The 14,037-nt window shown below is 48.1% G+C and carries 11 protein-coding genes and 1 other annotated feature; of the genes, 2 read left to right on the top strand and 9 right to left on the bottom strand.

Going from position 1 to position 14,037, the window contains the following annotated elements; genetic code table 11:
* Positions 1-90 precede the first annotated feature (90 nt).
* On the bottom strand, positions 91-1,311 hold the full coding sequence (gene tyrS, locus skT53_RS15785) for a tyrosine--tRNA ligase (RefSeq protein WP_200758761.1): 1,221 nt from the start codon (positions 1,309-1,311) through the stop codon (positions 91-93).
* A gap of 169 nt (positions 1,312-1,480) precedes the next feature.
* Here tyrS and skT53_RS15780 point away from each other — a divergent pair, with 169 nt between their 5' ends.
* Entirely contained in the window at positions 1,481-4,444 is a 2,964-nt protein-coding gene (locus skT53_RS15780) for a PBP1A family penicillin-binding protein (protein WP_200758760.1), read from the top strand.
* A 48-nt stretch (positions 4,445-4,492) separates the two neighbouring features.
* Here the strand turns inward: skT53_RS15780 and skT53_RS15775 are convergent, their stop codons facing one another.
* The gene (locus skT53_RS15775) at positions 4,493-6,838 is read right to left on the bottom strand and encodes an endonuclease MutS2 (RefSeq protein ID WP_200758759.1); all 2,346 of its coding nucleotides are present in this window, start codon (positions 6,836-6,838) and stop codon (positions 4,493-4,495) included.
* A 119-nt stretch (positions 6,839-6,957) separates the two neighbouring features.
* Between skT53_RS15775 and skT53_RS15770 the strand changes: the two genes are divergently transcribed.
* Positions 6,958-7,326 carry a phage holin family protein gene (locus tag skT53_RS15770; RefSeq protein ID WP_200758758.1) on the top strand — a complete coding sequence of 123 codons (369 nt, stop codon included), beginning with the start codon at positions 6,958-6,960 and terminating at the stop codon, positions 7,324-7,326.
* Positions 7,327-7,401: 75 nt separating this feature from the next.
* Here skT53_RS15770 and skT53_RS15765 read toward each other — a convergent pair whose 3' ends face one another.
* From skT53_RS15765 to skT53_RS15735, 7 genes are all read right to left on the bottom strand, one after another.
* Entirely contained in the window at positions 7,402-7,947 is a 546-nt protein-coding gene (locus skT53_RS15765; RefSeq protein WP_200758757.1) for a CvpA family protein, read from the bottom strand.
* Positions 7,944-8,225, bottom strand: coding sequence for a cell division protein ZapA (zapA, locus tag skT53_RS15760; RefSeq protein WP_200758756.1), 282 nt, complete (start codon positions 8,223-8,225; stop codon positions 7,944-7,946). Before zapA ends, skT53_RS15765 begins: the two co-directional genes overlap by 4 nt.
* Positions 8,226-8,290: 65 nt before the next feature.
* Positions 8,291-10,729, bottom strand: coding sequence for a phenylalanine--tRNA ligase subunit beta (gene pheT / locus skT53_RS15755; RefSeq protein ID WP_200758755.1), 2,439 nt, complete (start codon positions 10,727-10,729; stop codon positions 8,291-8,293).
* A 14-nt stretch (positions 10,730-10,743) separates the two neighbouring features.
* Entirely contained in the window at positions 10,744-11,781 is a 1,038-nt protein-coding gene (gene pheS / locus skT53_RS15750) for a phenylalanine--tRNA ligase subunit alpha (protein ID WP_200758754.1), read from the bottom strand.
* 52 nt (positions 11,782-11,833) lie between these two features.
* Positions 11,834-12,075, bottom strand: a binding site (T-box leader).
* Positions 12,076-12,146: 71 nt separating this feature from the next.
* On the bottom strand, positions 12,147-12,506 hold the full coding sequence (locus skT53_RS15745; protein ID WP_200758753.1) for a DUF2512 family protein: 360 nt from the start codon (positions 12,504-12,506) through the stop codon (positions 12,147-12,149).
* A gap of 60 nt (positions 12,507-12,566) precedes the next feature.
* The gene (locus tag skT53_RS15740; RefSeq protein ID WP_200758752.1) at positions 12,567-13,367 is read right to left on the bottom strand and encodes a TrmH family RNA methyltransferase; all 801 of its coding nucleotides are present in this window, start codon (positions 13,365-13,367) and stop codon (positions 12,567-12,569) included.
* A 15-nt stretch (positions 13,368-13,382) separates the two neighbouring features.
* Positions 13,383-14,036, bottom strand: coding sequence for a potassium channel family protein (locus skT53_RS15735; RefSeq protein WP_200758751.1), 654 nt, complete (start codon positions 14,034-14,036; stop codon positions 13,383-13,385).
* Position 14,037: the final 1 nt, after the last annotated feature.

The raw sequence follows: 14,037 nt of genomic DNA, 5'->3' as shown, positions 1-14,037 counted from the left end.
AAAGACGATTGAATTCGGTATACACAACAATTAGATATGTTTCGTCATTCTCCTGCAACAAAAACCAATTTTTTGGTAAAATATTTTCGGTTACAGTCGAATTTTGGCAAACTTCCTCTTTCCAACCTGGAAAATCATACCGTCTTGCACTTCAATCTGGGTATCCACATCGGATATTTTTTCACCGTTCAGTTTGACGGCCCCCTGTTGAATCATACGTCTCGCCTCCCCGCTGGAAGGGCAGAGTTTCAAATCGGTCAAAAGCTTAACAATCCAGACGGTTCCTGCATGGTAGGACACTTCCGGTATATCTGCCGGCAGAGCACCTTGTTGGAACACTGTTTTAAAATACTCTTCTGCCACATTCGCTGCCTCCAAACCGTGGTAGCGGCCAACGATTTCACGCGCCAGGCGCATTTTGACGTCACGCGGATGCAGAGTACCTTCCGCAAGCCCTTTCCGAATCCGATCAATTTCCTGTACAGGAACAGCGGTCACCAACTCAAAATATTTCACCATCAGTTCATCCGGAATTGACATTGTTTTTCCGTATTGATCATTCGGTGATTCATTGATCCCAATATAGTTGCCTAAGGATTTGGACATCTTCTGCACCCCGTCCAATCCTTCCAAAATCGGCATCATGATAGCGATTTGCTGCTCCTGGCCAAATTCTTTTTGGAGCATGCGCCCCATCAGCAGATTGAATTTTTGATCGGTGCCGCCGAGTTCAATATCGGCCTGCATGGCCACCGAATCATACCCCTGCATTAAAGGATACAAAAATTCATGCAGCGAGATCGGCAAATTGCCGCTAAACCTTTTCTGAAAATCTTCTCTCTCCAACATGCGGGCCACTGTCATTGTAGAAGTCAGTTTGATTACATCAGCAAAATTCAATTTGGCCAACCAAGTGGAGTTATACAGAATTTCCGTCTTCTCCGGGTCCAAAATTTGAAACGCCTGATCCGCGTAGCTTTTAGCATTTTCCAAAACCTGTTCACGTGTGAGTTGTTTACGAGTCTCAGATTTTCCGGTCGGATCCCCAATCATGCCTGTAAAATCACCGATCAGGAGTTGTGCCCGATGGCCCAATTCCTGAAAATGGCGAAGTTTATTTAGAACAACCGTATGTCCCAATGTGAGATCTGCGCCGGATGGATCAACGCCCAGCTTCACGTTTAACGGCTTACTCGTCTCCAGGGACCGGGCCAATTTTTTAGCCAGTTCCTCTTCTGGAACAATTTCGGCCGTCCCCATTCGAATCACTTCAAGTTGTTTTTCTATTTCTTTTCGCATCTTTGAATCCATAAGCTTCCCCCGTCACTCAGCAAGATTACTCGGAATGATTTTGAAAATCCTGCTAATTCTAAGTCTAACTAACCGTAACACAGCCAATTAAGCGTTGTCAAAACAGGTCGAACAAGTCTCTCAAATTTCTGCCAATTTTGCTATAATAGGGCAATCAAGGGGGAAGTCTATGACCAGCCAAAGCAACCGGACAACGGATATAACGACCCGAACGGGCAAATTCAAAAGAAAACCTCGATTTTGGTTAAAAATACTTATTGTATCCATTTTGGCATTCGGTTTACTTGGTACGGCAGGTGCTTTTGGTTTTGTCTATTATCTGATTCAGGATGCACCCGCTTTCACCCCGGAGGCATTTAACAGTCTTTCTGCAACCACCAACGTATATGACCGAAACGATCAATTATTGGGTTCTATGCAAAGTGACGGAGAACGGGAACTGATTAAGAGCCTGGACGAAGTTTCCCCTTATGTCGTACAGGCATTTGTCGCGGCAGAGGATGCGGATTTTTACAAACATTTTGGAATTGATCCGATTTCCGTGCTGCGAGCCGCCTACCAAAATTTCATCGGCGGCGGAATTGTATCAGGCGGAAGTACGATTACCCAGCAAACGGTGAAAAATGTGATGTTTCCCGCACAGGAACAAACGATTAAACGAAAGGTGCAGGAAATGTATTTATCTGTTCAACTGGAACGGGCCATGAGCAAAAATGAAATTTTGGTCCACTATTTGAACTGGATTTATTTCGGAAAATCCGGTTATGCGAATATTTATGGCATAAAAGCGGCCTCGAAAGCGTTTTTTAACAAGGACCCGCGCGACCTGAACCTGGCACAAGCGGCGATTTTGGCGGCTCTTCCCAATAACCCGGGCAAATATAATCCATATACCGGACTGAAACATGCAATTACCTATCAGAATTATGTATTAAATGAAATGATGAAAGCCGGTTATATTACGCAGGAGGATTATCAGAAAGCGCGCTCGTTTGACATCGAAGCGTCGATTGTCAAACCGAAAGTAACAGCCACTGGGTACAACAATTACCCGTTTGTCATTTCGGAAGTGGAACGGCGCGCGGCAGAAAAATTAATGTCTGTAGGCCGATATGACAATTTGGATGATGCCAGACAAGCCCTCTTTAAAGGCGGCTACAAGGTGTACACAACTATCGACCGAAATTTTCAGGATGCGGTAGATCAGGTGCTGGCAGACGATAAAAACTTTTACGGCCAACCGATCAGTTATCGTTCAAGCGACAATCGAGAAATAAAAGATGCCCTTCAACAGGCGGGCGCTACTTTATTGGACAACCAGACGGGCGGTGTTTTGGCAATCGGAGGCGGACGCGATTATAAGAAGAATCAAAACAACCATACCACACTGCCACGGCAACCCGGTTCGACCATGAAGCCTTTATCTGTCTATGGACCGGCTGTTGAGAAAAAGTTGTTGTCGCCTGGTTCCGTGCTGGACGATACGCCGATGGCTCTTGCCAATCCGAATGCGGCAGGCGGAAAGTATTTTCCCATGAATTATGACAACAAATTCCACGGCTTGATGACAGCGAGAGAAGCGCTGAAAAGATCCTACAACATTCCGGCGATTAAAACCACCGAGTTGGTGACACCTGCAGTCGGACTTGATTATGTGAAAAAAATGGGTGTAACGACTTTGCAAAAAAGCGATGAAAATCTTGTTTCCGGCATCGGCGGACTCACTTATGGAATGTCGGTGGAAGAAGCAACAGGCGCTTATTCCACTTTTGCCAACGGCGGCGTATATAAAAAATCGCATTTGATTACCCGCATCGTCGACCGGACCGGGTATGAAGTGTATCGCTATAAACCCACCGCAGAAAAAGTGTTTTCGCCAGATACCGCTTATATTTTGACAGATATGATGAAGGATGTTGTCAAAAGCGGCACGGCTGCAGGAGTCGGGGCCCACTTTCCCGGACGACAAATTGCAGGCAAAACCGGCACCACAGACGGCACTACCGATTCCTGGTTCGTAGGCTACACTCCTGCCGTCACTTTGGGAATTTGGGTGGGGTATGATATCCCGTATCCGATGGCAGATTTAAGCGCAATTGACGCTTCGGGTTCCCGTCCTCTCAAAATTTGGGATGACATTATGGACAAGGTCTATCCGAAATTGCCGGCAGAACCGTCTTTCCCTCCAATGCCGGAAACAATTGCGCGAGCGGAAGTGTGTACAAAATCCGGTAAAATTCCAACCGACCTTTGTCGGGCTTTAGGAACCGTCACAACAGATCTGTTTGTAAAAGGAACCGAACCGAAAGAGCTGTGCGACACTATGGTAAGCGTAAAATACGTCGAACTCAACGGAAAAAAATATCTGATGAACGATAAACTGTCCGCCATGGGCAGCGTTGTAAAAGAAGGCATTTTTATCAAACGGAAACCTTATGAACTGCCGGATGGAAATGAGAAATACAGACCGACAGACGCCTATATGGAACTTCCACAGCAATTCGCAAAAAACTCTGGAACAAGTGCTTCCGCAGAATCCGGAGCGGGAACTTCTGCAGGTTCACCTGTTGATATACAAATTGTCAGCAATACTCCAACCTCTGTCACGCTTGCGTGGAAACCGGTAACAGAGGCAGACGGATATGTGATGATGCGGTCAACGTCGCCGACAGGGCCCTTCCAGATTATATCTGAACACCTGCAGGAGACACAGTATACCGATGCGACAGTACAAGCGGGTATCAGCTATTACTTCCAGGTATGCGCCATTCAAAACGGAACGATTCAACCCGCTGTTGCGTCGGTTCAGGTAACGCCGGGAGCCACCCATGCGACGGAGCCAGGAGAGAATCCGGGCACTCCTGGACCCTCTTCGGATACGACCGCGACCGCCCCCGTCTTATCCATCAGATCGGGCAGCACGGGACAAGCGGAACTTGCATGGACCCCTTCGGCGGCTGCCTTTCATTATCTGGTCGAACAAAATACGGGGTCGGGTTGGCGGCAAATCGCCAATACCACAACCAATTCCTATACACTGTTGGCATCAGACGGAGATTCATTCCGTGTGAAAGCGGTTGATCCGACAGGGCAAATTTCGATTTCGAATACGATCCGTTACCACTTCCAATAAGTTCACGGTAATTACGGTGATCCCGATTCCCTCAAGGAACGGGATCCATTATTTCAACGTCACAATCGTTACACCTGTATGCCCTTCGCCATGTTCCCCGTTGCGAAAGGATCGAACCTGTGGATGCGCCTTCAAAAATTCCTGCACGCCAGCTCTTAGAGCACCCGTTCCTTTGCCATGAATAATAGAAACTTGTGACAATCCCGCCATGACCGCATTATCCAGATACCGATCAATTTCATATTTCGCCTCTTCGATTGTAGTGCCCCGTAAATCCAACTCCAGACGGGTCGGTTCATCCGATTTGCGCCTGACGATTCCGCGTGTTTCCTGCTTCTTCGGCTCTGCCAGCTTTTCAACCGATGAAAGTTTCAATTTCGTTTTCATTGAACCGATTTGTACCTGCAATTCATCAGGCCCTACCTCAAGCACCGTACCCTTTTGATTGAGCGTTAGCACTTGGACTGTATCCCCCGGTCGGATTTCCTTTCTTTCGGCCGACTTTCTTTGGATTCGCCGCTCTCTTCTGGCAGGAGCCGCCGATTCTAACTTTTTGCGGAGTTCAATCAGTTCATGTTCTTTAAAATTGGCCTGTTCCCGCTGGCGAATGCGGCGCAGTTCCTGTAAGATTTCCTGAGCTTCCCGATCCGCTTTTTTGACGATTTGGCGCGCCTCTTCTTCCGCCTGTTCCACAAGCCGGTCTCGTCCCAGAAGGAACTGTTCTTGTTCTTTATCCAATTGGGCACGCAGCTGTTCCATTTCTTTGCGGACGCGCTCCGCTTCCTGTCTTTCTCTTTCAGCTTGCAGCCGATTTTCTTCCAACTGACGAATCAGGTCGTCTACCCGTACATCCTGACGGTTCATTCGTGACTGGGCATCCTTCACGATCTCTTCCCGCAGCCCCAGCCTTTGCGAAATGGCAAATGCGTTTGACCTGCCAGGGACACCAACCAACAGGCGGTAGGTAGGCCGCAAACTTTCCGAATCGAATTCGACAGATGCGTTCATCGCTTCCTTTTGCGTGTACGCATATTCTTTCAACTCACTATAGTGCGTGGTGACGACCACTTTGGCCCCACGCTTCCGCAAGAATTCCAAAATCGCCTGGGCCAATGCGGCGCCTTCTGCCGGATCGGTACCTGCCCCCAATTCATCAAACAGCACCAGGGAGCGAAAGTTTACGCTTTCCAAAATCCCAATGATGTTCTTCATATGACTGGAAAACGTGGACAAACTCTGCTCTATGCTCTGTTCGTCACCAATATCCGCAAAAATTTCTTCAAAAATGGAGATCTCGCTGCCTTCGTCAGCCGGGATCTGCAGCCCTGACATAGCCATCAAGACTAACAGTCCGATCGTTTTTAAAGTGACCGTTTTACCGCCCGTATTGGGTCCGGTAATCAGCAACATGCTAAAATCAATCCCTAAATGGACATCGATCGGAACGGCTATTCGCCGGTCTAACAGAGGGTGAAACGAGTTTTTCAAACGAATCCGTCCCTCCTCATTGACAATGGGCGGATTCGCTTTCATTTCATGCGCCAACAATGCTTTGGCAATAATAAAGTCGATCTGGGCAAGTGCCTCCAGACCGATTTTCAGCACTTCCGCTTCGGCGCCAATCACAGCCGTCAATCTGCTTAAAATACGCTCAATCTCGCGGCGTTCCTTCGTCTCCATTTCCCGCAAACTGTTGTTTAAGGAAACGACAGCAGCCGGTTCTATAAACAGAGTTGCGCCGGAAGCGGATTGGTCATGTACAATGCCGCCAAAAGCTGCCCGATGTTCCGCTTTGACAGGGATACAGTACCGATCATTGCGAATTGTAACAATTGCATCCTGCATCATTTTCTGATAGTCCGGATTTCGCAGCATCGAATCCAATCTTTCCCGAACTCTTGCCTGCAGACTGCGCATTTCACCCCGAATTCGATACAGTTCTGGTGATGCGTGATCCACCACTTGCCCATTTTGATCGATGGCCGATCGGATCTCTTCTTCTTGGGAACGCATTTCTACCAATTGTTCCGCCCACCCTTGCAGGATAGGAAGCGGATTTTGTTCCGCCAAATCCAGCAAAAACTTGCGAAGACGGCGGCTGGCTGCGATCGTGTCCGCAACGTCCAGAAGTTCTGCCGCATCCAGCGTACTGCCGACGGCGGAACGTTTGACCGACTGCCGAATATCCCGGATCCCGCCAAAAGGTATCAAACCTTTTAAACGGTATACCGTTTTTCCTTCTTCTGTAGCGTCTAAAGCGGACTGCACGTCAGACAATAAAACAAACGGTTCGATGCGTTCTGCCAATTCTTTGCCGATTGCGGTACTTGCTTTGGCAACGAGCATTTCTCTGATTTTATGGTATTCGAGTACTTGCAGCACTCGTTGGTTCATGAATTTTTTCCTCCTGTACAAACAATTGACAGCCATAGTTCGGAACAAATCGGTAACAATATTCATTGAGGTATCTCTCACCTATTGTAACGATTCTAACCAAAAGGAGGCAAATCAAAATGAATATTTTGGGTACCATTGTCCGGTTTGTGGTTTCGGCCTTGGTTCTTATGTTTGTAGGCTTTTTAGTACCGGGGTTTGGTGGTTTGACCTTTTTGACAGCCCTGTTGGCGGCTGTTGTGATCGCCGTATTGGGATGGGCAGTTGAGCGTTTGTTCGGCGAAAGGCGGTCTCCGTATGCAAGAGGCATTTCAGGATTTATATCTTCTGCCATTGTGATTTATATTGCGCAATGGTTTATCCCCGGCATGCGGGTCACTATTTTGGGGGCACTGCTCGCTTCCCTGATTATCGGAATCATCGATTTGTTTGTGCCGGGAGATGTGGTAAGAGGCCAAGGATTTGGCGATCGCCCACGAAACGACTAATCGTTTTCGCGCTTATAACAAAAGACTGTCGGCATTCGACAGTCTTTTGTTGCAGTATGCTTGCCAAAAATGCTCTTATTTCCCGACTTTGCCGAACAAAATGCCACTTATTTGCGCCTGCTGCAGGGCATGGGCAATTTGTGACTTTTGCAGCGCCGTTTGAACGGCATCTACTGGCAAAAATGCTCCTACATTGACCACTAAAACGAGCACCAAAACACCGATTACCAAACCCACGACCAGTCCTGAAACTCGGTTCAAGAACGACAGACCTGGAAGTCTGACAAATATGCCAAGAAACCTGCCGACAATCCGAATTACAAGAACCGTTACCGCAAATAACAGAATAAACGCCAACACGCCGTACCCATTCTGCATGAGAGGAGCGATCAAAGGCGCCATGCCGGAATCCACCGTTTTTTGAACGCTGCTCGATGACATCAGCACGTTTCCGCCTAGCTGTTGAAGCAAAGGCGTTACATTTGGGCTGTATGTTTTAGCCACCCAGTAACCGGCAAAAACGCCGACAAATCCAACAATCTGTTGTACCAATCCCGTTCTGTACCCATTCCAAACAAACAACAGCAAAAGGAGCGACAAAATGATATCTGCGGTCGTCACAAATCCAATCTCCCTTGTGGCCGATCCGGCTCACGTTCCAGAATTTTCAGCAGTTCCTCATATTCCTGCCGCAATCTCATATATTCGTCCGCGATATTGACAGCTGCCAGAACGGCGAGACGATTTAAATCAAGACGCGGATTTGCGCCAGCAATCTCGCGCATCTTGTCATCCACGAGGCCAGCCACCAAGCGCAGGTGATCTACCGACGCTTTTCCGCGCAGTTGATACTCCATCCCGTAAATATCAACCCGAATCCGATTATTCTCTTTCTGCAAGGGATCGCCCCCTTTACACCGTCTATTATAAATTCGTTTCAGAAAGAGTAAACTCCTGCAACTGCCTACGCCCGAAGTTCTGCCTGGTATTTTTCGCGCAGGGATTGAACAACCTGATCGTGCCTTACCTGCACTTCTTCGTCTGTCAAAGTTCGGTCTTCCGCACGGTACACCAGAGAGAACGCAACCGACTTATTGCCTGCAGCCACTTGCTCTCCTTGATAGACATCAAACAATCGAACTTCTTTCAACAGATCGCCAGCCGCTTCCCGAATTGTTTGCTCCAGTGAACCTGCTGGAATATCCAACGTTACAACGACAGCCAGATCCCGTTCAATAGCCGGGAACTTCGGCAATGGCCGAAATTCGATAGCTGAACGGCTGAACTGCTGCAGCGTGTTTACATCCAATTCCAAATAATAGGTTTCTTTCAACCCCCACGTATTTTCCGCCAGCGGGTGCAGCGCTCCGAAGAATCCAATCTCTGTGCCGTTGACGACTGCCCGCGCTGTTCGGCCGGGATGCATGCCAGGCCGTTCATCTGAATTATACACAACGTTTGTGATTCCCAGTTGGGAAAGTAATGTTTCGACAATTCCTTTGACTGTGTAAAAATCAACCTTGCGCGGTTTCTCGCCAATGTTCTGCGAACCGAACCCCCCCGTCAGAATGGCCGCCAATTTCGTTTTTTCAAGCGGTTGCTCTGTAATTGGAAGGCTGTTGGGATGGAACACCGTGCCTATTTCAAACAATGCCAAATCATTGTTTTTTCGGTTTAAGTTGTATCCAACCACTTCCGCCAGGCTTGGCAACATGGTGGTGCGAAGTACTTTTCGTTCGTCTGACATCGGCAAAGCAAGCGGAATCTGTTTTCGAAGCGGCGATTCGTCAGCCAGAGACAATGGTTGCAAAGAACCGGGACTTGTAAAGCTGTAAGTGACAATTTCAAGCAGTCCCATTCCACTCAATAATTCACGAATGGTTCGACGCAGCCATTGCCCGCCCGTATAGGCGCCCTGCGACAGTACCCCGACAGGCATAGTGGTAGAGATTTTATCATATCCGTAAAGTCTTGCGGCTTCCTCAATCAGATCAATTTCCCGCGATATATCCGTACGTCTGACTGGGACTGTGACGGCAAGTGTGTCAGCATCCCGTTCGGAAACCGCAAAGCCAAGTCTTTGCATAAACGATTGTATGACTTCTGCTGACAAATTGGTTCCCAATATCTGGTTGGTGCGCGTAATACGCAGATCGATCGTCAATTCCTGGGCAGGGCGCGAGATAATTTCCACCGGTTGGCCCACCACCTGACCGCCGCCTAAATCGGCCATCAACTGTGCGGCACGCAGCAAAGCAGAGCGCATAATGGACGGATCGATCCCTTTTTCAAAACGCATTTGGGCTTCCGAACGAAGACCTAATTTTTTCCCTGTAAGTCTTGTTGTTCCCGGATCAAAATAGGCCGACTCCAACGCGATCATAGAGGTTTGCTCCCTCACTTCCGAGTTTTCACCGCCCATTACGCCTGCCAGACCGATTGCCCGCTCTGGATCGGCAATCACTAACATCGATTCATCCAACTGGCGTTCTTGCCCGTCTAACGTAACGATCCGCTCTCCTGCTTTGGCCTGTCTGACAATAATGGTTGACTCCTTGACTTGCGACAAATCAAATGCGTGCAAAGGCTGTCCGTATTCTAACATAACGTAGTTGGTCACATCGACAATATTACTAATTGGCCGAATCCCGGCGGTCAACAAACGCGTCTGCAGCCACAGAGGCGACGGAGCTACTTGAATGCCTTTCACAACTTGGACACTGTATTGAGTACAATTATCGGATTGAATTTCAACTTTTACTTGCTCCGAACTGTTTGCTGGCTCTGTGACAGGAATGGAAACGGGCCCTTCAAATTTCACTTTTCGATTGAGAATGGCTGCCACTTCATAGGCCACACCGCGATAACTCAAGCAATCCGCGCGATTGGGGGTCAGTTCCAGTTCGAGCACTACATCATCCAGACCCAGCAACGGCTCGATCAACTCACCCGGTTTCGCATCTTCCGGCAGAATGTAGAGTCCCTCTGTTTGTTCTTTGGGCAAAAGACGGGTGTCCAGCCCCAATTCCGCTGCTGAACAGAGCATCCCCTGTGATTCAACACCGCGCAATTTTGCCCGTTTGATTTTGATATCTCCCGGCAATTCCGCTCCCGGCAAGGCACAAGGCACCTTTTGTCCCGCTTTTACATTGGGGGCGCCGCACACAATCTGCAAAAGTTCCGCCTGCCCCGCATCCACACGGCATACTTTCAATTTATCCGCATTCGGGTGCTGTTCAGTCTGAACTACATGGCCCACCACCACATTGTGTACGCCTTTATTCAGCCGTTCGATCACTTCGACCGGTATTCCATGGTCAGTTAAGAGCTCGGCCAATTTTTCCGGTGTCATATCCGCCCCTAAGTCAACATAATCCTGCAGCCATTTGTATGAGATTTTCAATTGAATCCCCCCCTTTAAAACCGATTCGCAAATTGTTTCAGAAAGCGAACGTCATTTACATAAAAATGCCGAATATCATCGATCCCATATTTCAGCATGGCTATTCGCTCCACTCCCATACCGAAAGCAAACCCGGTGTAAGTTTCCGAATCATACCCTGCCATTTCGAGCACTCTTGGGTGCACCATACCGGCTCCCAAAATTTCAAGCCAGCCCGTGTGCTTGCAAATTCGGCATCCATTTCCCTGGCACGCATAACAGCTTACATCGACTTCCGTGCTCGGCTCGGTAAACGGGAAATAACTCGGACGCAGCCGGATCTGCTGCTCCGCCCCGAACATGCGGCGGGCAAATGCAAGGAGAATTCCTTTCAGATCACTCATCCGGATGCCCTTATCGACAACCAGTCCTTCGACCTGCGTAAACGCGTGTGAATGGGTTGCGTCATCATCATCCCGTCGATAGACGCGTCCAGGCGCAATAATCCGGACGGGCACCTCGCCTTTTTTGGCTTCCAGTGTCCGAACCTGAATTCCCGACGTATGCGTCCGCAGCAAAATTTCTTCGGTCAAATAAAACGTATCCTGCATATCTCGGGCAGGGTGGTTTTTCGGAAGATTAAGCGCCTCAAAATTATAATAATCGGTTTCCACTTCCGGTCCTTCTGCAATTTCAAACCCCAGTCCAATAAAAATCTGTTCCATTTCTTGTATCACGCGTGTGAGCGGATGAATACCGCCTACCTGCACCGTTCGACCCGGCAGTGTGACATCAATCGATTCCGATTTCAGCCGCTGCTCCAGTTCGGCCTGTTTTAACCTCAATTCTTTCTGTTCAAATGCGGAATTGAGTTTTGCCCGCACCTGGTTTACCCACTGCCCGATCTGCGGCCTCTCTTCCTCCGACAGTTGTCCCATTAAACGCATAATGGAAGTTAATTCACCTTTTTTGCCCAGATACTTTACTTTCCATTCGTTCAGTTCGGCCTGTCCCGAACAGGTTGCCAATTCGGCCAAAGCTTTCTGCCGCAATGTTTCCAATTGCTCCTTCATGCAAACGATCCTCCCCAATTCTCTTCTACAAAACAAAAAACCTTTCATCCAAAAAAGGGACGAAAGGTTATGCATCCGCGGTACCACCCTTGTTAAGCAGCTTGCTGCTTCACTTTACAATCCGTAACGTGGACATACGGCCAGCCCTAATTTTCAATCCCACACAGGCGATTGGGTTCAGGTGGCAGCTACAGAGTGAACTTCCGAACAACATGCCCTAGAGACGTTTTCAGTCTGTGACGTCTCCTCCCTGCAAGGTATGGTTGCCCGTACTCTCTCCTGCATTGCTGTTCAATCTTTGGAATTTGCTACTCAGTATAGTATAGTCACATGTTGAATGCAAGCCCTAATCGTTGAAACTTCGCCTATCGCCGGTTTACGGCCGTGACAAACTTCGCATGATAGAAAATCTCTACCCCCGCCACGATGAGGCCCAGAATTACAGCGAATGTCCAGGTGACATTCATTCCGAATAACAGGTAATTGCCCATATAAGCAATCAACGCAGCTAAAACAAAGTCTGCGACGATCGCCACCATCTGGTTAGCGGCAGGCGAAATTACAAGATCTGAAATATATCCGATAATGCTGATAACCGTTCCGATCAGCAGTACATGGCCGAAGTTCATTGTCCCGTGCAACGGGAAAAACAGACTGGTGAACCAAACGGCGGCTGTTACTGCGACCCATTTGATCAAAAAAGATGTGATCATTCCGTACCGCACACTACCACCCCCTAAAGGGTAGCTTGTCCAACTCCATTTTCAAATAATCGTGTCTCCGCATTACATCCTTCGCTGGCGCAACGCTTCATAAAGAACGACACTGGAAGCGATTGCAGCATTTAATGATTCCGCCTTCCCCGGCATGGGAAGCGACATCCATCTGTCGATATGCCGTCGAATTTCCTCGGAAATACCATGCGCTTCTGAACCGATCACAATTGCAATACTGCCCGTCAAATCCACCGAATAAATATCTTCATGGTGATCGACTGACGTGCCGATTATGGTCACATCGTGTCTTTTTAAAAGAGGAAACAATTCATCCAAATTGACTTCCATAACTGGCAGATGAAACAAAGATCCCATTGTCGCCCGGACTACTTTCGGATTATAGAGATCCACACTTCCTTTCCCTACAAATACGCCGCCCGCTCCAACCGCATCGGCGGAACGGATCATAGTTCCCAAATTTCCTGGGTCCTGTATAGAATCAATCGCCAGGAAAAGAGACTGTTTACGGCTTTCAATCAAACCGGCTGGCTGGTGTTGATACTGCCTGGCCACTGCGACCACACCCTGTGGCGTTTTCGTGTCTGCCACATTTTCGATCACCGCTTGACTCACTTTGATCTGTTCGATTTGCAGGGAATCTGACAAGTTAATGATCTTGTCCGCTTTTCCGCTCACAATCAGATCTTCCGCAAGCAAAACCACTTCAATTGGCGCGTTCGATTCCAACGCATCTTCTACAAGGCGAATACCTTCGATGATAAAGAATCCTGTTTGGTCGCGGAATTTCTTCTGTTTCAGTGCTGCCCAGTCTTTCACCCGATTATTTTTTGCTGATGTGATGAGTTCCAAGACTCTTCAACCTTTCTATGCTTCTTCTTCCAAAGTTTGCAAGTCATCATTTTTCCCGATTACAACTAAAATATCCCCTTGATCGATCCGGTCATTAGCCAACGGTGAAATATTGATGTCCTCACCACGCTTAATGGCCATAACGGTACAGCCGTATTTTTTGCGGATATCGGTTTCCTGCAGGGTCTTACCGACCATTTTATGGTTGGCGACAATCTCAATCATGCTGTATTCCGGCGACAGCTCAATATAATCCAAAATATTGGGGGAAATCAAGTTGTGAGCGACACGAATACCCATATCGCGTTCCGGATAGACAACTTTATCGGCACCGATTTTGGTAAGCACTTTTCCATGCAGTTCGTTTTGCGCTTTCACCACAATCTTTTTAACGCCAAGCTCTTTTAAAATCAAAGTCGTCAAAATAGAAGCCTGGATATCGGCTCCAATCGCCACCACGACCACGTCAAAGTTGCGGATTCCAAGCGCTTTTAAAGCATTGTCATCGGTTGAATCGGCAGTGACCGCATGAGTTACAAAATCAACCGCATCCTGTATTTTATCCTCGTTCGTATCAATGCCCAACACTTCATAACCCATCTCATACAGTTCACTGGCCACACTGGTGCCAAAGCGGCCCATGCCAATCACAGCATATTGTTTCGCCATA

This window comes from Effusibacillus dendaii (genome assembly GCF_015097055.1).
GTDB lineage: Bacteria > Bacillota > Bacilli > Tumebacillales > Effusibacillaceae > Effusibacillus > Effusibacillus dendaii.
This window is presented reverse-complemented; position numbering and strand designations above follow the sequence as displayed.

Bases quoted from the DNA above. Each gene is read 5' to 3' on its own strand.
- tyrS (WP_200758761.1), bottom strand. From the start codon at position 1,311: ATGGATTCAAAGATGCGAAAAGAAATAGAAAAACAACTTGAAGTGATT.
- pheS (WP_200758754.1), bottom strand. From the start codon at position 11,781: ATGAAGGAGCAATTGGAAACATTGCGGCAGAAAGCTTTGGCCGAATTG.
- skT53_RS15735 (WP_200758751.1), bottom strand. From the start codon at position 14,036: ATGGCGAAACAATATGCTGTGATTGGCATGGGCCGCTTTGGCACCAGT.
- skT53_RS15775 (WP_200758759.1), bottom strand. From the start codon at position 6,838: ATGAACCAACGAGTGCTGCAAGTACTCGAATACCATAAAATCAGAGAA.
- skT53_RS15770 (WP_200758758.1), top strand. From the start codon at position 6,958: ATGAATATTTTGGGTACCATTGTCCGGTTTGTGGTTTCGGCCTTGGTT.
- skT53_RS15780 (WP_200758760.1), top strand. From the start codon at position 1,481: ATGACCAGCCAAAGCAACCGGACAACGGATATAACGACCCGAACGGGC.